This is a genomic window from Pseudomonas sp. GT1P32 (genome assembly GCF_054897805.1).
In genome coordinates, this window is record NZ_CM142704.1 from 2,902,534 (window position 1) to 2,921,473 (window position 18,940).

The 18,940-nt window shown below is 58.3% G+C and carries 21 protein-coding genes; 6 read left to right on the plus strand and 15 right to left on the minus strand.

Annotated features, from left to right (window positions below; translation table 11 throughout):
* Positions 1-29 precede the first annotated feature (29 nt).
* Genes ACYZUC_RS13315 through ACYZUC_RS13335 form a run of 5 tightly spaced genes read right to left on the minus strand, consistent with a single transcriptional unit; the run spans position 30 to position 5,105 of the window.
* Positions 30-347 (minus strand): cytochrome C oxidase subunit IV family protein, encoded by a 318-nt coding sequence (locus ACYZUC_RS13315; RefSeq protein WP_007988247.1) that lies wholly within the window; start codon positions 345-347, stop codon positions 30-32.
* 54 nt (positions 348-401) lie between these two features.
* The gene (locus ACYZUC_RS13320; protein ID WP_461996212.1) at positions 402-1,112 is read right to left on the minus strand and encodes a heme-copper oxidase subunit III family protein; all 711 of its coding nucleotides are present in this window, start codon (positions 1,110-1,112) and stop codon (positions 402-404) included.
* Between the two features lie 6 nt (positions 1,113-1,118).
* Positions 1,119-1,811, minus strand: coding sequence for a cytochrome c oxidase subunit 3 (locus tag ACYZUC_RS13325; RefSeq protein ID WP_461996214.1), 693 nt, complete (start codon positions 1,809-1,811; stop codon positions 1,119-1,121).
* Positions 1,808-3,583 (minus strand): cytochrome c oxidase subunit I, encoded by a 1,776-nt coding sequence (gene ctaD / locus ACYZUC_RS13330; protein ID WP_461996707.1) that lies wholly within the window; start codon positions 3,581-3,583, stop codon positions 1,808-1,810. The genes ACYZUC_RS13325 and ctaD overlap by 4 nt, the downstream gene beginning before the upstream one ends.
* Before the next feature lie 43 nt (positions 3,584-3,626).
* Positions 3,627-5,105, minus strand: coding sequence for a c-type cytochrome (locus ACYZUC_RS13335; protein ID WP_461996216.1), 1,479 nt, complete (start codon positions 5,103-5,105; stop codon positions 3,627-3,629).
* Between the two features lie 454 nt (positions 5,106-5,559).
* On the opposite strand from ACYZUC_RS13335, the gene ACYZUC_RS13340 reads away from it, so the two are divergent.
* The 4 genes from ACYZUC_RS13340 to ACYZUC_RS13355 all read left to right on the plus strand — a co-directional run bounded on the left by ACYZUC_RS13340 (position 5,560) and on the right by ACYZUC_RS13355 (position 7,548).
* Positions 5,560-5,898, plus strand: a complete 339-nt coding sequence (locus ACYZUC_RS13340) for a hypothetical protein (RefSeq protein ID WP_461996218.1) — start codon at positions 5,560-5,562, stop codon at positions 5,896-5,898.
* 321 nt (positions 5,899-6,219) lie between these two features.
* The gene (locus ACYZUC_RS13345) at positions 6,220-6,399 is read left to right on the plus strand and encodes a type II toxin-antitoxin system HicA family toxin (RefSeq protein ID WP_007984690.1); all 180 of its coding nucleotides are present in this window, start codon (positions 6,220-6,222) and stop codon (positions 6,397-6,399) included.
* Between the two features lie 37 nt (positions 6,400-6,436).
* Positions 6,437-6,844, plus strand: coding sequence for a type II toxin-antitoxin system HicB family antitoxin (locus tag ACYZUC_RS13350; protein ID WP_461996708.1), 408 nt, complete (start codon positions 6,437-6,439; stop codon positions 6,842-6,844).
* A 437-nt stretch (positions 6,845-7,281) separates the two neighbouring features.
* Positions 7,282-7,548: a short-chain dehydrogenase gene (locus tag ACYZUC_RS13355; RefSeq protein WP_461996221.1), complete on the plus strand. Its 267-nt coding sequence runs from the start codon at positions 7,282-7,284 to the stop codon at positions 7,546-7,548.
* Between the two features lie 298 nt (positions 7,549-7,846).
* Here the strand turns inward: ACYZUC_RS13355 and tam are convergent, their stop codons facing one another.
* A complete protein-coding gene (gene tam / locus ACYZUC_RS13360; RefSeq protein ID WP_461996223.1) occupies positions 7,847-8,617 on the minus strand; it encodes a trans-aconitate 2-methyltransferase in 771 nt (256 codons plus the stop codon).
* A gap of 393 nt (positions 8,618-9,010) precedes the next feature.
* On the opposite strand from tam, the gene ACYZUC_RS13365 reads away from it, so the two are divergent.
* Complete coding sequence (locus tag ACYZUC_RS13365; RefSeq protein ID WP_008025740.1) at positions 9,011-9,514, plus strand: inclusion body family protein; 504 nt, start codon at positions 9,011-9,013, stop codon at positions 9,512-9,514.
* 126 nt (positions 9,515-9,640) lie between these two features.
* Positions 9,641-10,177 carry an AidA/PixA family protein gene (locus ACYZUC_RS13370; protein WP_461996709.1) on the plus strand — a complete coding sequence of 179 codons (537 nt, stop codon included), beginning with the start codon at positions 9,641-9,643 and terminating at the stop codon, positions 10,175-10,177.
* Positions 10,178-10,281: 104 nt separating this feature from the next.
* Here the strand turns inward: ACYZUC_RS13370 and ACYZUC_RS13375 are convergent, their stop codons facing one another.
* From ACYZUC_RS13375 to ACYZUC_RS13415, 9 genes are all read right to left on the minus strand, one after another.
* On the minus strand, positions 10,282-10,785 hold the full coding sequence (locus tag ACYZUC_RS13375) for a DUF4142 domain-containing protein (protein WP_461996225.1): 504 nt from the start codon (positions 10,783-10,785) through the stop codon (positions 10,282-10,284).
* Between the two features lie 74 nt (positions 10,786-10,859).
* Complete coding sequence (locus tag ACYZUC_RS13380) at positions 10,860-11,018, minus strand: KGG domain-containing protein (protein ID WP_008025734.1); 159 nt, start codon at positions 11,016-11,018, stop codon at positions 10,860-10,862.
* Between the two features lie 118 nt (positions 11,019-11,136).
* Positions 11,137-12,486: a sensor domain-containing protein gene (locus tag ACYZUC_RS13385; protein WP_461996228.1), complete on the minus strand. Its 1,350-nt coding sequence runs from the start codon at positions 12,484-12,486 to the stop codon at positions 11,137-11,139.
* Between the two features lie 87 nt (positions 12,487-12,573).
* Positions 12,574-13,212 carry a LysE family translocator gene (locus tag ACYZUC_RS13390; protein WP_461996230.1) on the minus strand — a complete coding sequence of 213 codons (639 nt, stop codon included), beginning with the start codon at positions 13,210-13,212 and terminating at the stop codon, positions 12,574-12,576.
* Positions 13,213-13,229: 17 nt separating this feature from the next.
* Entirely contained in the window at positions 13,230-13,694 is a 465-nt protein-coding gene (fos, locus tag ACYZUC_RS13395; RefSeq protein WP_461996232.1) for a fosfomycin resistance glutathione transferase, read from the minus strand.
* A 481-nt stretch (positions 13,695-14,175) separates the two neighbouring features.
* Positions 14,176-15,507 carry an MFS transporter gene (locus ACYZUC_RS13400; RefSeq protein WP_008025730.1) on the minus strand — a complete coding sequence of 444 codons (1,332 nt, stop codon included), beginning with the start codon at positions 15,505-15,507 and terminating at the stop codon, positions 14,176-14,178.
* Positions 15,508-15,679: 172 nt separating this feature from the next.
* The gene (locus tag ACYZUC_RS13405) at positions 15,680-16,606 is read right to left on the minus strand and encodes a hydroxymethylglutaryl-CoA lyase (protein ID WP_461996234.1); all 927 of its coding nucleotides are present in this window, start codon (positions 16,604-16,606) and stop codon (positions 15,680-15,682) included.
* Positions 16,603-17,796, minus strand: a complete 1,194-nt coding sequence (locus tag ACYZUC_RS13410) for a CaiB/BaiF CoA transferase family protein (RefSeq protein ID WP_461996235.1) — start codon at positions 17,794-17,796, stop codon at positions 16,603-16,605. Before ACYZUC_RS13410 ends, ACYZUC_RS13405 begins: the two co-directional genes overlap by 4 nt.
* 230 nt (positions 17,797-18,026) lie before the next feature.
* Positions 18,027-18,935: a LysR family transcriptional regulator gene (locus ACYZUC_RS13415; RefSeq protein WP_461996237.1), complete on the minus strand. Its 909-nt coding sequence runs from the start codon at positions 18,933-18,935 to the stop codon at positions 18,027-18,029.
* Between the last annotated feature and the right edge of the window lie 5 nt (positions 18,936-18,940).

Consider the following 18,940-nt stretch of genomic DNA (forward strand, 5'->3'; position numbering starts at 1 on the left):
CGGAGGCTCAAGGCCGTCCGGGGCGTTTGCTATTGACCGAAGAAAATCACCCGACTGAGGAAAACATAGTCCGCCTCGGTGGCCATCAGTCCGACAAGCACCAGTAAACACAAGGGTGGCACCAGGATGGCGTAGACCATGGCCAATCGTTCCCAGGCCATGTGCATGAAGATGGAGACGATCAAACCGGCCTTCAGCAACATGAAGGTGATGATCAGGGCCCAGCGAAGGTAGCCGTGGAAGTGAAAGTAATCGACAAGGTATGACAGGGTACTGAGGACGAATAACAGCCCCCAGATTTTCAGGTACAGGCTGATCGGATGTTGCTGACCTTGAGCATGCGCCATCATCAGTGCTCCTCTGCGGATCCTGCTCTCCCCTTCATGAACAGCGTCCCGGACTTACCATAAGTAGAAAAACGCAAAAATAAACACCCACACCAAATCCACGAAGTGCCAGTACAGCCCGGCTATCTCGACGTTTTGATAGTTTCCGGAGCGCTCATAATCTCCCCGCCTTACTTTCATCGCCACAATGCTGAGGTAGAGGGCACCGATGGACACATGCAGGCCGTGAAAACCGGTAATCATGAAAAAACTGGCGCCAAACTGCGCCGCTCCCATGGGGTTCCCCCAGGGACGTACCCCTTCTGCGATGAGCTTGCTCCATTCAAATGCCTGCATGCTGACGAAGGTCACGCCCAAGGCAGCGGTCGCCAACATCAGGGCGGTGGTTTTCGCGCGATCACGGCGATAGGCATAGTTCACCGCCATGGCCATGGTGCCGCTGCTGCTGATCAGCACAAACGTCATGATGGCGATCAAAATCAGCGGGATTTCTCGACCGCCGATGGTCAAGGCGAACACTTCACTGGGGTTTGGCCAGGCCGTGGTGATAGTCATGCGAACCGACATGTAGCCGGTCAAGAAACAGGTGAATATAAACGTGTCGCTGAGCAGGAATATCCACATCATCGCCTTGCCCCAGGGCACCTGCTTGAAAGCCTCCTTGTCCGAGGCCCAGTCATTGGCGATGCCTTGCCATCCTGGCGTAGACGGCGAGCCGAGGGGATTGGATGAGCTTTCGCCTGGAGCTTGTGGGTGCGATGCCATGGCTGATCACCTCAAGCCGCAGAGTCTGGCGATGGCTTCATAAGTCTGCGGCGTGCTGGTCAGCAAAGCGAATAACACAATCCACAGACCCAATAAGTAATGCCAGTAGATGGCACAGAGTTCTACGCTGGCGCTGAGTTGCGGCAACGGCACGCGATTCAGGAATCTGGCGACGGTTCTGCCCCAGGCAATCAACCCGCCCAGCAGGTGGAGCCCGTGCACACCGGTCAACAGGTAGAAAAAGCTATTGGCCGGGTTGCTGGCGACAAAGTAGCCCCAGGCAACAAACTGCTGCCAGACCCAGAACTGTCCCGCCAGAAAGACAATTGCAAATACGCCTCCCAATACAAAGCCAATGACCGTTGCGTTCAGCCGAGCCTGGCGAGCGGCCATGCGCGCCCATTGCAACGCGATGCAACTCAAGACCAGAAATGCCGAATTCACCCAGAGTTGCCATGGATTGGCTAACGGCGCCAAGGGCTCTGTCAGGGGTAGCCAGTCGGACATTTGTGAACGGGCGATGAAGGCCAGCAGAAAGAGAAAGAACAACGAACTCACCACGACCAGAAACAGGCGCAGGCCTATTTTTGCGGTCTGGTTTCGATCGGCACCTTCAGCGGACTGAATCCCTTCGGGACCACGACTCCAGCTGCCGTTGGGGTCCGCGTCATCGGCGTTTTTCAGCAGCAGTCTGTTCATGTTTTAACGTCCGCTGTCCGGGGGCCGGCACTGAGTTGCCGCATCTGCTCCAACTCCTCGGCAGAGATTGTTTGCGGCACGAAATCCTGTTCGATCCCCGGCACGCTGTAGTCATAGGCCCAACGGTGCACGACCGGCAGCTTCGCGCCCCAGTTACCGTGAATAGGCGGAGTGTTCGGCGTTTGCCATTCCAGGCTGGCCGCGCCCCAAGGGTTGCCGCCGGCGGGCTTGCCCTTGAATGTGCTCCAGGCCAGGTTGAACACAAACAGCAACTGGGAAACGCCGACGGTCAAGGCCACCACCGTAATGAAGGCATTCAACTCATGCGCCGACTGCGGGATGAACGCGTAGTTGTCATAAGCGTAATAACGGCGCGGCATGCCCTGGAAACCCAGGTAGTGCATGGGGAAGAAGATGGCGTAAGTGCCCAGAAAGGTAATCCAGAAATGCAACTTGCCCAGGATGTCGTTCGTCATGCGCCCGGTTATTTTCGGAAACCAGTGATAGATGCCGCCGAACACCACCAGTACCGGCGCGACCCCCATGACCATATGGAAATGGGCGACGACGAAATAGGTGTCCGAGAGCGGAATGTCCACGATCACATTGCCGAGAAACAACCCGGTCAGGCCACCGACCAGGAAGGTGACGATAAAGGCCAGGGCAAACAGCATCGGCACGGTCAGATGAATGTCGCCGTGCCACAGGGTCAGCACCCAGTTGTAGACTTTCAATGCGGTCGGTACCGCGATGATCAAGGTGGTGACAGCGAAGAAAAAGCCAAAGTACGGGTTCATTCCGCTGACATACATATGGTGCGCCCAGACCACAAAGCTGAGTACGCCAATCGCGATAATGGCCCACACCATCATTCGGTAACCGAAGATATTTTTCCGCGCATGGGTGCTGATCAGGTCCGAGACCAGGCCAAACGCCGGGAGCGCAACGATGTAGACCTCCGGATGGCCAAAGAACCAGAACAGGTGCTGGAACAATATGGGGCTGCCGCCCTGGTGATCGAGCTGCTGCCCCAGCGAGACCATCGCCGGCATAAAGAAGCTGGTGCCCAATAGCTTGTCGAACAGCATCATGACCGCGCTGACAAACAACGCCGGGAAGGCCAGCAAGGCCATGATCGAGGCCATGAAGATTCCCCATACGGAGAGCGGCATGCGAAACAACGTCATGCCGTGGGTGCGCGCCTGCAACACCGTGGTGACGTAGTTCAACCCGCCCATGGTGGCCGCGACAATAAAAATCGCCAGAGAGACGAGCATCAGGACAATGCCCCACTCAACCCCCGGTGTCCCCTGAGCAATGGACTGTGGCGGATAGAGCGTCCAGCCCGCACCGGTGGGGCCGCCCGGGACAAAAAAACCGGCGAGCAACACCACGACCGCCACCAGGTAGAACCAGTAGCTCAGCATGTTGACATAGGGGAAGACCATGTCGCGGGCGCCCACCATCAGCGGGATCAGATAGTTACCGAAGCCCCCCAGAAACAAGGCTGTCAGCAAGTAAATGACCATGATCATGCCGTGCATGGTCATCGCCTGATAGTACGTACTGGCGTCCATGAACGCCAAACTGCCGGGGAAGCCAATCTGCATGCGCATCAAGTCGGACAGCACCAAGGCGATAAGCCCCACGAACAGCGCCGTCAAGGAATACTGAATGGCAATGACCTTGTGGTCCTGACTCCAGATGTATTTGGTCAGGAAACTCTTCGGCTCGTGCAGTGCCTCTGTTTCGGCTTGCTCCGCATAGGCCATCACGTCATCCTCCTGCCGAAGTTTCAGTGTGTATCTGGCGGCTTTACGGCGATTTCCCTGGCTCAGCCTTGCTCGCGTCAGCGTCAGCATTCGCTTTGGACTTGATAAAAGCGATCAGGGCGTTCAGCTCCTTGTCGCTCGGCGTGAAGGGCGGCATGACGGCTGCGTAGCCCTTGACGATTTTGGCAGCGGGATTGAGAACCGACTCTTTCAAATAGTCCTCATCGACCTTGATGCTCTTACCGTCGGCAAGGGTTTCTGCCTTGCCATACAGGCCCTGCCAACTGGGGCCGATACCCTTACTGCCATCGACACTGTGACAGGCCAGACAGCCGAGCGACTGAGCCAGCCGCTGTCCCTGTGTCGCCAGGTCGTCACCCGGGCCAGACACGTCGCCGGTAGACGGTTCTTCGGCTGGCTGCCCAGCCCCCAGCGATTTGATCAGGGCGATGAGAGCAGCCAGTTCATCATCCTTGAGAGTATAGGCCACCATCACCGGCGGGTAGCCTTGCACCAGGCGGGCCTTCGGATCGAGGATCGACTCTTTCAGATAGGCCTCGTCGACCTGCACGCTGCTGCCATCGGCAAGTTGTTCGGTGCGGCCGTACAAGCCCTTCCATCCCGGGCCGAGACTGGCACTGCCATCCTGGCTATGGCAGGCATGGCAGCCGTATTGTTCGACCAGCTGGCGACCTTTTTCCAGCACGCTGTCCCGACCGGGCCTGACGGCTGCGGTCAATGTCTGCGCAAAGGTCGGTTGGCTGCCCAGCCATTGAGCGAAGGCCGCCTGGTCTTCCACGATCATATCGCCACGCATATTGTAATGACCTACACCGCAATACTCGGCACACAGAATTTCATACTTGCCGATGACAGTTGGCGTAAACCAGAAGTACGACACCATTCCTGGCACCATGTCCATCTTGCTGCGAATCTGCGGTATATAGAAATCGTGCAGAACATCTTTTGAACGCAACAAGACTTTCACCGGTTGATTGATCGGAAGTCGAACTTCATTACTTCTGACTATTACATCGTCCTGCCCAACAGGATCCTTGGGATCAAGACCGAGTGGATTGGCCGAATCAACAAACTTTACATCCGACTTCCCTAACTTCCCGTCCTGGCCCGGAAAACGAAAAGCCCATTGCCATTGCTGGGCGACCACCTCAAGTTCATACGCATTTTTTGGCACCCGGATGAAGTCGTTATAAACAACAAGACCTGGCGCCAACATCCCGGCAATCCCGATCGACGTCACGACTATCAACCAGAACTCCAACCTTTTATTTTCTGGCTGGTAGGCGGCTCTGACGCCCTCCTTGTGACGGAAACGCATGACGGCCACCGCCATGAACACGGTGATGGCGATGAAAAATATCCCGCTGATGACCAGCGTGATGAACAGCGTGGTGTCTATTGAACCCCAATTGGAAGCTGGTGGTGCCGCATGCCAGGGCGCTAATAAATGGAAGAGCACGGATGCAATAACGATCAGGACAAGAATAATTGCCATTGCCATTTTGCCTTCTTCCTATTCCTGTCACTCATTGGCATGCATCAGCATCCCCACAGAACAGCAGCGTCTAATCACGACCCATCCGACGCCAAAACAGGCTGACCCAATACCACCTTTCGTCGTGGCAAAGTTCGCTGGAAGTATAGTTCAAGGGCGCTACAGACGCTGTTGCTACAAGGCCCGCGCACCTGGATATTCCAACTTCGGCATCAAGCTGACTACTTAAAACCCATTCGCTATATATAACTGTCTCTATTCATTAACACCCCTCAGTCTAATAAGGCGTGGAGAGACATCGAGTAAGCGAAACGCGGTGGCCAGCTATAATTAGTATCTGTGTTACGCAGGCAGGGATCGGCTGAAAATGCCACTGAAGACGGTCCTTGCCGGGTATAGCGGTCAGACCCATGACGGCTAAGAGCTACAACGTCCAGCCGTCCACAACGGAGATTTCGTCATGAGTGCCTTGACGATCGAAGGCTGGTGCAAATTCAACGGCGCACAAAAATCGACGCCAATAGGTGAAATCCATTTTTACGTCGATGGCCCCCTCCATCGGGGCCTGGAGGCGGCGGAGGAACGCTTGCAGGAGTCCCATGAAAAGGAAGCCATGGTCGACGTCGACATGAGCACACTGGAGTTGGTCTTGCCAGGGGGGTACGGGCCTTTGTCCGACTGCCAGATGCGCGTCTATATCCACAACGAGCGCGGTCAGTTTCATCTGGTGGGACATCGAGCGAGTGATGGCTGCCTGATCTACAGCAACGCGGTTTTGGTTGATCAGTTGATTGATTAGCGGCTAAGGGATTTTCGGCCCTCAAATGCGCGAAAGGGGCGGACGAAAAGAGTGGCGTCTGCCCTGTTTCAAAAACCGGCTTTGATAGCCAGTTTTTTATGCTTGAAGATTGAGCTACGCAAGCGCTTCGGTTGGGCTGGCAAAACCCCGCAATATAGAAATGCCTCATTTAAGGCCATCTCCACCCCCTATCCTCACGCCCTCCTAGACTCATTTCTTACCACCTGTCCATCGATGCCCGGGAAGGCTCAGTGGTTATAGTGTTGATCATAAAAATTCAGTAGGTATAGTAACCACCTAAGCACACCACACGGAGGTGATGTGAATAGCCGATTTTTGATAAGCCAAATCGTTGCGGATGGCTGGTATCTGGTTCGAATCAGGGGTAGCCATCATCACTTCAAGCACCCGACCAAACCGGGGCTGGTGACAGTTCCTCATCCGAAAAAGGACCTGCTCAAAAAAACGGCAATCAGTATTTTGCAACAGGCGCTGCTCTGATGATCTCAATGCGCGGCGTCCCTGGAGGACAATGAACATGCTTTACCCAATTGCGATTTCAATGGGCGATGACGAACACGCTTGGGGCGTGGAGGTACCGGATATTCCGGGGTGCTTCTCTGCTGGTGAGGATCTTGATGATGCGATGGTCATGGCTCGCGAAGCCATTGAGGGCCATTTCGAGATTCTTGCCGAGGACGGTTCACCGATTCCACCCGCGAACAAAGTCACTCTGCACGCGGCCAATCCTCAGTACGCAGGTTGTACATGGGCGGTGGTGGACATCGATGTTACCAAGTACTTGGGCAAAGCCCAGAAGCTGAACATCACCCTGCCAGGCTACCTGCTCAACCGCATCGACGAATACGTACTGCATCACCCGGAAGAGAAAAGCCGTTCAGGTTTTCTGGCTTCGGCAGCTCTCAAGGTATTGCAGCAGAGCTGAAGATCTTGTTTCAAACATGCTCAACCGGCCCCAAGTGGCCGGTTTTTTGTGGGCGGGATGTAGTGAAACGTTGATTGTGATTGCCCCTCACTGATGGCCCGAAAGTGGCCAATAGCTGAATAGGCAAGGTCCTACACGACTCTGGGAATTGTCCGTAGACTTGTCCATTGCTGTGCCTTTGTCATGAGACCTATAGTCCGAACGCGCCCAAATGGCGTATCGGGTTTGGCGACTCTATGACTGGTACAGAAGCCTCCGAGAATTTCTCGGAGCGCTTTTGAACGCACTTGGCTGCCTCTTTTTTGGTGGCTGTGCGTGGGAGACCCCAGGGTCTGCCGGTTTTGCCATGTCCCGGTTCGCCAACCCACGTACAGCTACCACCCTATTGTTTGGCGACGATTGAGTGGTAGGTCTTCCCTTAGATATGGTGATCACTCATGAATGAATACATGGCTTTAACCAGCAACGCCGACGACCTCCCCACCTTCTACGTAAACACCACCCAACCGCTGCATTCCCTTCTCAGCTCCGCCCGCTACAGAATTGGCGCGGTAACGCAGGTCCTGGAAAACCTCGCGATGCGTGGTGAAATCATTACCGACTCGGTGATTCTCAGCGACTTCGCACTGCTCTGCGCCATACCGCTACGCGATGGCTGCGACGTGATGGATGTCATTGCACGACGTATGGATGCGGAAAAGTAGTGCCGTGATTTGAGGGCGTCTTTCGGGGCGCTCTCCGCATTTAACCGCCCCACGTATAGTTTCCGTATAGATCCCCACCAGCCAGTAAAGAAGCCGTAGCCCCCCCTCAAATCCGACAAAAAAACCCCTACCCTGCCCTCTCACCTTTCACGCAGAGATCAGCATGGACAATTCAGAGTTGGGGCTCATGATCATTTCAATGATCGGGTTATTCGGCTTTGCGTCGTTTCTTTTCGATTACTTGAGCACCAAGCGAAGGGACAGATGACGTTCAGCGTTATCCGTCCCTTTTGCGCACTTAGCGGGTCGCGACGATGAACAATCGCGGGAATGGCAGCAGCACCGAACCATCGCTCAGCGTCGGGTACGCCTGCTCGATCGCGGCGTGATATTGCTTGAGGTATTGCGCCTTTTCCGCGTCATCCAGCGGTTCGAGAAACGGCCGCAAGCCGCTGCCCTTGAACCACTCGACCACGCCCGACGCACCGCCCGCCAGCGGATGATGGTAGGTGGTGCGCCACACATCGACGCGCGCACAGTGCGGTCGCAGCATCGAGTAATAGTCGCTGGCACTGGCCATTTCCGTACGTTGCCCGGCGGCGTCGGCCAATTTGCTGGCCCACGGGCCATCGGCAGCGACTTCGCGCATCAGGCGATGGGACGGTTCGTTGAGGTTGTCGGGCATCTGAATCGCCAGGCTGCCACCGGGAGAAAGCTTGCTCACCAGAGCCGGCAGCAAATTCGCGTGATCGGGCAGCCACTGCAACACTGCGTTGGCGAAGATCACATCGAACGGGCCGTTCTCGTTCCAGGTGCCGATATCCACGGTGTCGAACTGCACCTGCGGCAAGCGCTTGCGGGCGGTGTCGATCATGTCGGTCGAGCTGTCGACGCCACGCACCGTGGCGCTGGTGAAGCGTTCCACCAGCAACTCGGTCGAGTTGCCGGGGCCACAACCAATGTCGATGGCCGAGCGTGCTTCAACAGGCGGGATCGCCGCGAGCAGATCCCGGGCCGGGCGCGTGCGTTCATCTTCAAAAGCGACGTATTGCTTGGCGGACCAACTCATTGCGTTCTCCTGTCGAATCGTTGTCCGGGCCTGGGCCGACAACCGGTTCGCTACGATACATCGCCCCACGCATCCCTCCCTATCCGACTTTTGGATGTTCGAAGGCTATGCAAGTCGCTTCTTATCGCCAAATGATCAGAACCCATAACCAGATCGACCGTTCGTCGAGCCATCACCAAAGCAGTTTTGACAGCCTGAATTTCACTTCTATAGTCCAATCGCGGCCCGTCGGAAGGAACCCGAACCCGTTGGTTTGTACTCAAGGAGCAAGGCCAGCTCATGCCCGTGACAGGTGGGTTCCGTCCGTAGTGTTTGCGCAACGACCGCAAGGCAAGCAAGCGTTGTTGAGCCTGGAAAGATGCCAGGCATTCACTATGAACAAGGAGTTTCACTATGTCTCGAGTCACGGATGTACTGGTTTCCATCGACACCGAAACCATTCTGAAAAACTACCCGAACATCAGCAAAAACCCTGCTGCACCAACGCTGATCGACGTCAATCACGTGTACATGGTGACCAACCAGAACAACGTGGTGAGCGGCCAGGCCGGTGGCGAACTCAACTTGAAAGCTCAGGTCGGCGACCTGATTCGCTGGCGTGAAACCAGCCTGTCGCAGAGCTTCGAGACAGCGGTGATTTTCTACAAGTTCGTCGGCAATATCGGCCTCGACTTGATCTCCACACCCACGCCACGCAAGGCTGTCGCCTGCGTAGCCGTGCCCAACACCAGCAATCCATCAGTGCCGAGCTGCCAGAAAGTCGATAACCATTACTGGTCATCGGAAACCCTGTCCAGCGGCAGCGTGACCTATCACTTCCACTTCCTGATCGTGGATCGCGAGTGCAAGATCGTCGGCTGCTGTTCGTGGGACCCGTTCATTACCATCCGCAACTGACGAGCGTCAGGCCCCTTGGCAACGAGGGGCTTTTGCTGACTGCGTTGCCGCCTCGACAGGAACGGAATACCTTGCATTAACCGAAGCGGCTACCGTCAAGTGTCACCATCATGAAAGGAATCCATGATGACTTCCGAACCGATCAAATCTCCTTCCTCAAGCGTCGCGACTGCCAACAATGTGTTGCTGATCGTCGATGCCGAATCACTGCTTTTACGCTATCCGAACCCAAGTCTTGAGGCGGACAATCCGACACCCATTTCCGATGGGTTCGTCTTCAGCATCAACGGATCGCCAGACTCACAAAGTACAAAAAATGACAGCATAATCACGTTGACCGCTGGCAGCGATGCGACTGTCCATATCCGCGGAAGAACCGTCAGCTTGCTCGCTGAGCACAGCGTGGTGTTTTACGAGATGTCTGTTGGTGATGCCGGCGTATTGTCGCCGCCGGAGCTGGTGGTGCGGGGCGACCTCACAGTGCCGGCACCCGACACTGAAAACCCGACTGAACCGGGTACTCACCAAGCTGATGATCATTATTGGGCATGCACCCGACTCGCCGCCGGGGTCGAGGCGTGTGAGCTGCATTTCATGCTGGTTGATAAAAATTGTGAGGCGCTGGGGTATTTCAGCTGGGCGGTTGAAGTAAGGGTGCCCTGATCTGTAGGAGCCGGCTTGCTGGCGATGGCATCACCGCGGTTAATCAGCCACACCGCGTTGTCCGGATCGCCGGCAAGCCGGCTCCTACAGATACAGAATGCGCGTCAGCAACCTGCTTGCAGCACCCTGGCCATTTGCAGGTGGTTCTGCAGTTTAGGCAGGGTTTCTTCGGCGAAGGCTTTGATTTCCGGTACGTCGGTGCTCTGCGCTTCCTGCTCCAGTTGTTCGATGGCTTCCTGCGTTGTTTTTACCTGGCTGGCGGCGTAAGCCTGGTCAAAAGACGCGCCCTCCTGCACTTGCGGCATCAAGGCTTTGGCCTTGTCGACCACCTCTTCCCGTGGCGCCACCGGCAGATCCAGTTGCCTGGCGATTTTCGCCAGGTGCTGATTGGCAGTGGTGCGGTCGTTGATGACGATGATGGTGAAGTCCTTGATCTCTTTCGATTCGGACTTCTGGTGCGCCAGGCGACTGGCTTCGATGTCGGCCATGCCTTTGGCCGAGGCATCATCGATGAATTCGGCGGGGGACTGGGCAAAGGCACTGCTGGCACACAGGCCCAGTAACGTGGCAAAAACGGCGTTGCGTAATCGGGTGGCCATCCGGTTCATGGTCGCGCCCTCCTCTGTATAAATTCAAACGGGAGCTTTCGCTCCCGCCTCTCAATCAAAACCACTTTCACCACTTACTTGGATTTCTGGCCACCTTTGCGGCCCATGTCGGGTTTCAAAGGTTCTTTATCGACAGTCGTGGTGGTCGTTTTCCCACCTTTGCGACCGGCTTCAGACGCCTTCGTTCGATCGTTGGCGAAACTTCCCGAGTTCGAGTTTCTTGAGTTAGGCATGATTCTCTACCTCTTGGTGATGATCGCAGCGAGCAGGAGCCCGCATAGAATCTGAATTTCCATCACCGCAAAGGTTTAAAAAAAAACGGGATCGACGCGACGAACGGTGCCGTGGTTTTCAGGCCCCGAGCCGCAGGTGATGCTGGCGTTTGGCTGTGTACATCGCCTCGTCGGCATGACGGAACAGTTGCTTTTCTTCCGTGCCATGCTCGGGAAAATGCGCGACCCCGATGCTCAATTGAATGTTCAGGCTGTGCCCATCCAGCCGCAGCGGTTGCGCCAGGATCTGACGAATTTTGCCCGCCACGCTGTCGGCATCTTCCGAGGCCTGGATGCTGTGCAGCAGCACCACGAACTCATCGCCGCCGATGCGCGCCACGGTGTCGGTTTCCCGCACGCAGCCTTTCAGGCGATTGGCGACCGCTTGCAGCAGCATGTCGCCGACTGCATGGCCGTGGGTGTCGTTGACTTCCTTGAAGCGGTCGAGGTCGACGTACAACAGCGCCATGCGCCCGCATTCCGACTTGGCCAGTGCCAGCGAGGCTTTCAGCCGGTCCCGGAGCAACTCGCGATTGGGCAGTTGGGTCAGTTGATCGTATTGGGCCATGCGCTGCAGCCGGGCGTGCAACTGCTTGCGCTCGATGGCGGTGGCGACTTGGGCACACACGAACTGCAACAGTTCCTTGTCTTGCTCGGTGTAGCGCTCGCCGCCCGCCACACTTTTGACGATCAGCGCGCCGATGGTGCCTTTCTGAGAGTTCAACGGCACGCCCAGCCAGCACGGCGAATGCTGGCCCGTGACCAGCGCCTCGAATCCGGCGGGGGTGTTTTCCTGATTCGGGGTCAGCAGGATCGGTTGACCGCTGCGGATCACTTCGGCACACAAACGTCCGGTCACCGTTCCAGGCTGTTCGGGTTGCTGCTCGTTGTCGTCGACGTGGTAAGGGAAATTGAGCTGCGCGCAATGCTCGTCATACAGCGCCACGGAGAAGTTCAGCGCCGGCAGCCATTCACCGATGATCAGGTGGATGCGTTTGAACAACGCCAGCAAATCCTCCGCCGCATGGGCCGCTTCGGAAATCGCGTACAGCGCCGCTTGTCGGGACTCGGCCTGCTTGCGCTCAGTGATGTCACGGGCCACGGCGATGCGCAGTTGATCAACTTCCGACCAGCGCGCGGACCACAGGATATGCACCACCCGGCCATCCTTGCGCACATAGCGGTTTTCGAAGTTGAGTTTGGGGTCGCCGCCCATGATCTCCCGCGCGGCGTCGAGGGTGCGCTGGCGGTCGGCGGGATGCACCAGTTCGATCATCGGCTGGCCGACCAACTCGTCAGGCGTGTAGCCGAAAATGCGCTCGCAGGCCGCGCTGACAAAAACAAAGCGCCCCTGTTTATCGACCGCGCAAACGGCGTCCAGCAGTAGATCGATGTAACTCGCCGACGGCGCGGAATTTCTGGTTGCCATGGTGCAGAGAGCATGTCCGAACAATGCAGCAATAAAGAACCATCCCTGACCGGTGATGATGCCGCTGACGCGTCCCTGCGATCAGTTTCAAGCCTTGTTCGGCATCAACCCCGGCAAGGCATGCACCAGGGCGTTGATGGCGAAACCGATAAACATCACCCCGCACAACCGGGTGATCGCCAGTTCATGCCGTTGATACAGGCTGCGCACCTGCCGTGCACCGACGATGCCAATGAGGATAGCGTAGGCGATCAAACCGCCAACGAAGCTCAGAACGATCAGCCACGGCAACATCGACCAATGCAGCAGTTCCGCACGGCTGGACAGCAACGCCGTAAAAGTCGCCACCGCCACCGGGTAAGCTTTGGGATTAGTCAGACCGAACAGAATGCCGTGCCAGAACGGCTGCCGCGCCGGGCCTTGTGGCGCTTCGCCGCTGCTGCGTTTGGCCCGCACCGCGCGAAAACCGAGCCAGAACAGATAGAGCCCGCTGAGCACGCCCAACACGTCAAACGCGGTGCTGCCGATTTCCCGCGCACCGACAATCGCGATCAGTGCCGTGCTGCACCAGACCACGTCCCCGAGCAAATGCCCGCACAAAAAGCCTGCCCCTGCCCTTCGCCCACGCGCTGCACCAATGCCGAACACCGCCAAAACGCCGGGCCCGGGCGTGATGCCGTAGATAAAGCCCGAGGCGAGAACGGCCATTAGCAGCGATGGAGTCATCGGGAAATCCTTTTGTACTATCCGGTGAATGGGCGCAAGTCTATATCAGGTCCCGGGGAATCGACTGACTGATCGTCGAAGAACTTCATTCCTGCGTACGGCCGTTGACGACAGGCGGCCAATCGCGACGCCAGGTCGCCGACATGGGCTTCGAGCTTGTGGCCGTCGGGGTCGAGGAAGTAGAACGACGCACCTTCGCTGCGGTTATCGCGCCATTCGCGGACGTTGGCGGCTTGAAGGCGTTCGACGAATGACGGGAAGTCGGATGCGCTGATGCTGAAGGCGTAATGGGTGTAGTCGGCGGCGGGCTCGGTGTTGCGCAGGGGATCGAGGGAAAGGCACAACCACAGGCCGGGTAGCGAGAGATAGGCGCCGGAGTCCCAGGTGGCTTCGAGCTGAAGCTGCAGGATGTCGCGATAGAACGCCACGCTGCGGTTCAGGTCGGTGACAGCGAGGGTCAGGTGGTTGAGGCCGGTTAGCAATCTGATTACCTCGAACGTCGAAAGACAGGCTGTGCAATATCTCCTCCTCAATCCGCTCATACAACCCGTTCAACGTCTGATCCAGGACCAGATCCCTTGTATGCGCGGCCGGACGGCGTTCCGTTTACCAGCGATAGCGGTCTGAAATTGCAATGCGGTTTTCGAGGGACCCATCGCCGGCAAGCCGGCTCCTACAGGGTTGCGCGTGCTTCGGGGGCGATCGTTAACACCTGAACGCCTCGGTCTTGTAGGAGCCGGCTTGCTGGCGATTGCGGTCTGAAATTGCAATGCGGTTTTCGAGGGCCCCATCGCCAGCAAGCCGGCTCCTACAGGGTTTTGCGTGCTTCAGGAGCGATCATTACTGCCTGAACGTCTCGGTCCTGTAGGAGCTGGCTTGCCAGCGATGGCGGTCTGAAATTGCAATGCAGATTTCGAGGGACCCATCGCCAGCAAGCCGGCTCCTACAGGGTTGTGCACCGCCTTAGAACTTGTCGAGTGTGCGCAGTTTTTGCGGCAAGCCCCACAACAACAGCGCAACCGCGATCAACGCGCAGACGCCGATGACGTACAGCGCCGGGGTGGTGCTGCCGGTCAGGTCTTTGATGCGCCCGACCATGACCGGGCTGACGATGCCGCCGAATTGGCCGAGGGTGTTGATCACCGCGATCCCGCCGGCAGCCCCTGCGCCGGCACCGGCCAGCAGCTTCGGTGGCAGGGTCCAGAAGCTCGGAATCGAGGCGATGATCCCGGCGCCGAGCAAGCCCAGCGCGACGATCAGGAAGGTCGTGTGGTTGGCGAAGATCCCAGCACAGAAGAACCCTAGCGCGCCCACCGCCACCAGCCCTGCGACAAACTTGCGCCGCTCTCCGGTCGAGTCGGACAACCGCCCGATCACCACCATGCTGATCGCCCCGCAGATGTACGGAATCGCGGTCAGCAAACCGATCATCACCGGGCTCTCGGTGCCTGCACTGCGGATCAGTTGCGGAGCCCAGAAGTTCAAGCCGTAGGACGCCACCTGAATCAGGAAGTAGATCAGGCCCAGCGTGAGAAAACCGGGAATCCGCAGCGCGGCGAGCAACGAACCGCCACTCTTGTGCGGTTCGTGGTGGGCGATGCGGCTGGCCAGCAATGTCTTCTCCGATGGCGTCAGCCAATGGGCGTCTTCGATGCGGTCCTTGAGCAAGGTCAGCACCAGCAAACCGAGGCCGATGCAGGGCACGCCGCCAAGCAGAAACAGCCAATGCCAGCCGCGCATGTCCAGGAATCCATCGAGGTGTTGCAGCACCAGCCCGGAGAACGGTGCGCCGACCAGCCCGGCAAACGCCGATGACAGGAACAGCATCGAGGTGATGCGCCCACGATAATGCTGCGGGAACCACAGCGTCAGGTAATACAGGACTCCCGGCGCAAAACCCGCTTCCATCGCGCCGATCACGAAGCGCAGCGCGTAGAACTGCCATTCGCTGTTGACGAAGACCATCGCCGCCGTTGCAAGGCCCCAGGACATCATGATCCGGGCAATCCAGCGCCGCGCGCCGACCTTGTACAACATCATGTTGCTCGGCACTTCGAAGATCACGTAACCGACCACGAACAGCCCGGCGCCGAGGCCGTATGCGGTGTCGCTCAGGCTCAGGTCGGCCTGCAACTGGAACTTGGCGAAGCTGATGTTGATTCGGTCGAAAAAGGCGAACAGGTAGCAGACCATGATCAGCGGCATCAGGCGCCAGGCGACTTTACTGACCAGGGCTTTTTCTTCGTCGTGGCTAACGGACGGGCTCGCGCCCGCCTCCAGTACGTTAAGGCTCATGCTGTTTCTCCAGGCGGACTTCCCGTGGGTGTCCGATTGTTTTTGTTGTCTGGTGGATATCGTTTTTTGTAGGAGCCAGCTTGCTGGCGATGGCGGTGGGTCAGGCAACATCCATGTTGGATGGGCAGCCCTCATCGCCGGCAAGCCGGCTCCTACAGGGGGATTTGTGTGGTCAGGAGGGGCTTGGGTGCAGGTCGCAATTGCGGCCGGCCTTGGCCAGTTGGCCGGGGACTTCGTGGCCGAGCAGCGCAGGCAATCCTCGCGACAACTTCAATAACAACGGCAGATCAATGCCGGTGTGAATGCCAATTTCATCACACAGGTTGACCAGGTCTTCAGTGCAGATATTGCCCGAGGCACCGGGTGCGAACGGGCAACCACCGAGCCCGCCGAGGGCCGCGTCGAAACGGCGGGCACCCGCCTCGTAAGCCGCCAGCACGTTGCACAAACCGAGGCCGCGGGTGTTGTGGAAATGCAGGGTCAAATCCGCTGGCGAAACCCGCTGCAACACCCGCCGCACCAGCCGATCCACCTGCCGCGGATTGGCCATGCCAGTGGTGTCGGCCAGGGTGACGCCCTGAATCCCGAGCTCCTGATATTCATCGACGATTTGCAGCACGCGGTCCTCGTCGATCTTGCCCTCGAACGGGCACCCGAAGGTGGTGGCGATGCTGCCGTTCAGTCGCACTTGGGTGTCGCCCACGTATTGCACGATTTCGCCGAACGCGGCCAATGAAGCTTCGCAACGCATGCGCATGTTGGCCTGGTTGTGAGTCTGGCTGGCGGACATCACCAGATTCAGCTCATCGGCGCGACACGCCAATGCCCGTTGCGCGCCCTTGAGGTTGGGAATCAACGCGACATAGATCACCTCCGGTTGGCGGGTGATGCCCTTGAACACCAGCTCGCCATCGCGCAGTGCGGGAATGGCCTTGGGCGACACGAACGAGCCGGCTTCGATGCGGCTGAATCCAGCCAGTGACAGCTGATCGATCAACGCGATTTTGTCGACCGTTTCCACCCAGGTCGGCTCTATCTGCAAGCCGTCGCGCGGCGACACTTCCTGAACAATCAGGGTCTCGGAAAAATCAGTGATCATTGCACCACCCCTTGGGTTTTCAGGCGTTCGATGTCCGCATCCGTCAGGCCCAGCCCCGCGAGAATCCCGTTGGTGTGCTGGCCCAGGCTCGGCCCCGACCAGTTCACGCCGCCGGGGGTTTCGGAAAGTTTGGGCACGATACCCGGCATCTTCACTTTCGCGCCGCCGGGCAGGTCGGCGCTGAGCAACATGTCCCGCGCCTGATAGTGCGGATCGGCGACGATGTCGGCCACGGAATAGATGCGCCCGGCTGGTACTTCAGCGGCTTCCAGCGCCGCCAGCACGTCATCGATGGGCAGGCTGCTGGTCCAGTGGGTGATGGCGGCGTCGAGCACGTTACTTTTCAAAGCACGACCGTCGTTGTGGGCAAACTCTGGCGCTTCGGCGAGATCGCGACGACCGATCACGTCCATCAAACGCTTGTAGATCGGGTCGCTGTTGCCGGCGATCACCACGTAGGCGCCATCGGCTGTCAGGTAGGTGTTGGACGGCGCGATGCCGGGCAAGGCGCCACCGCTGCGTTCACGCACATGACCGAGCATGTCGTATTCCGGCACCAGGCTTTCCATGACATTGAACACGCTTTCAGCCAGCGACACATCGACCACTTGCCCACCGCCCTGCCCGGTCTTGACCCGCAGCAGCGACATCAACGCACCGATCACCGCGTGCAAAGACGCCAGGGAATCGCCGAGGCTGACACCGACCCGCGCCGGTGGCGAACCGGGGGTGCCGGTGGTGTAGCGAATCCCGCCCATCGCTTCGCCGATAGCGCCGAAACCCGGGCGGTCGCGGTACGGGCCGGTCTGGCCGTAACCGGATATGCGAACCAGCGTCAGGTTGGGATTGAGCGCGTGCAGCACGTCCCAGCCCAGACCGAGTTTTTCCAGGGCACCGGGGCGCAGGTTTTCGATCAGCACGTCGGCGCTGGTCGCCAGTTGCTTGACCAGTTCGATGCCTTCGGGGGATTTCAGATTCAGCGCCAGGGACTTCTTGTTGCGCGATTGCAGGTACCACCACAGCGAGGTGCCCTCGTGCAGTTTGCGCCATTTGCGCAGGGGGTCGCCTTGGCCCATGGCTTCGATCTTGATCACTTCGGCGCCGAACTCGGCGAGCATGCGGGCGGCGAACGGCGCGGCGATCAGCGTGCCGATTTCGATCACTTTGATTGCGCTCAGGGGGGCAGTCATCGCGGGGTACCTCTTATTCTTGGAATATGCGCCAAGGCTAGAGGAGCGAGGGGAATGGAATCCAACCTTCAGTTGGCAACGGGCGTTCGCCAAACGCGAACGGTCGGTAGAGGAATTGCCGCGACCTCAGGACCGCCTTCGCGGGCAAGCCTCGCTCCTACAAGGATCACGCATAACCCGTAGGAGCGAGGCTTGCCCGCGAAGAGGCCGGCCCATCCAATCGAGAATGATCAGACCACCCCGCGCAACTGCTCAAACAACATCCGGCTCACCGGCGACAACGCCGCTTCATCGCGCACGACGATAATCAACGCCCGATCCGACCAGTCATCCGTCAACGGCACCGCATGCAAACCCAGCGCCCGGCCAAACAACTCGTAAGCCTTCTGCGGCAAAATCCCGATGCCCATGTTGGCCTGGACCATCCGGCACATCGCATCGAACCCCGGCACATGAATCCGCAGCCGCAGCACTTTGCCCGCCTGACGCGCGGCCGCGTGGGTGCGCATGTTGATGGAACTGGCGGCGTGCAGGCCGACGTAATCGCTGTCCAGCGTATCGGCGAACGCCAGGCTGTAACGGCTGGCCAAGGGATGATCCGGCAACATCAGCACCACCAGTTTGTCCTGGCGATACAGCACGCTGTGCAGACCTTTCACATCGCTGTCGCTGGAACAGATCCCAAGGTCCGCCACGCCATCCAGCACCCCTTGAATCACCCCGCTGCTGGGGCGTTCTTCGAGGTCGGTCTTGACCTGCGGATGACGTTCGGAAAAATCCCGCAGGTCTTCCGGCAGGAATTGAATGATCGCCGACAGGTTGGCGAGCATCCGCACATAGCCGCGAATACCGTGGCTGTGCTCACCCAACTCCAGGCCCATTTTCTCGACGTTGAACAACATCTGCCGAGCGTGGTGCAACAGGGTTTCGCCGGCCGGAGTCAGGGTCATGCCTTTGGCCTGACGCACAAACAGACTGATGCCCAGCGCCTCCTCCAACTCCATCAACCGCTTGCTCGCCGCCGACACCGCAATCGCTTCGCGCGCAGCGGCACGGGTCAGCGTGCCTTCTTCGTGGACGGCGACAAATAGCTGAAGGGTCATCAGATCGAGACGGCGGATCAGGCTTTTTTGCAGCATGGAGG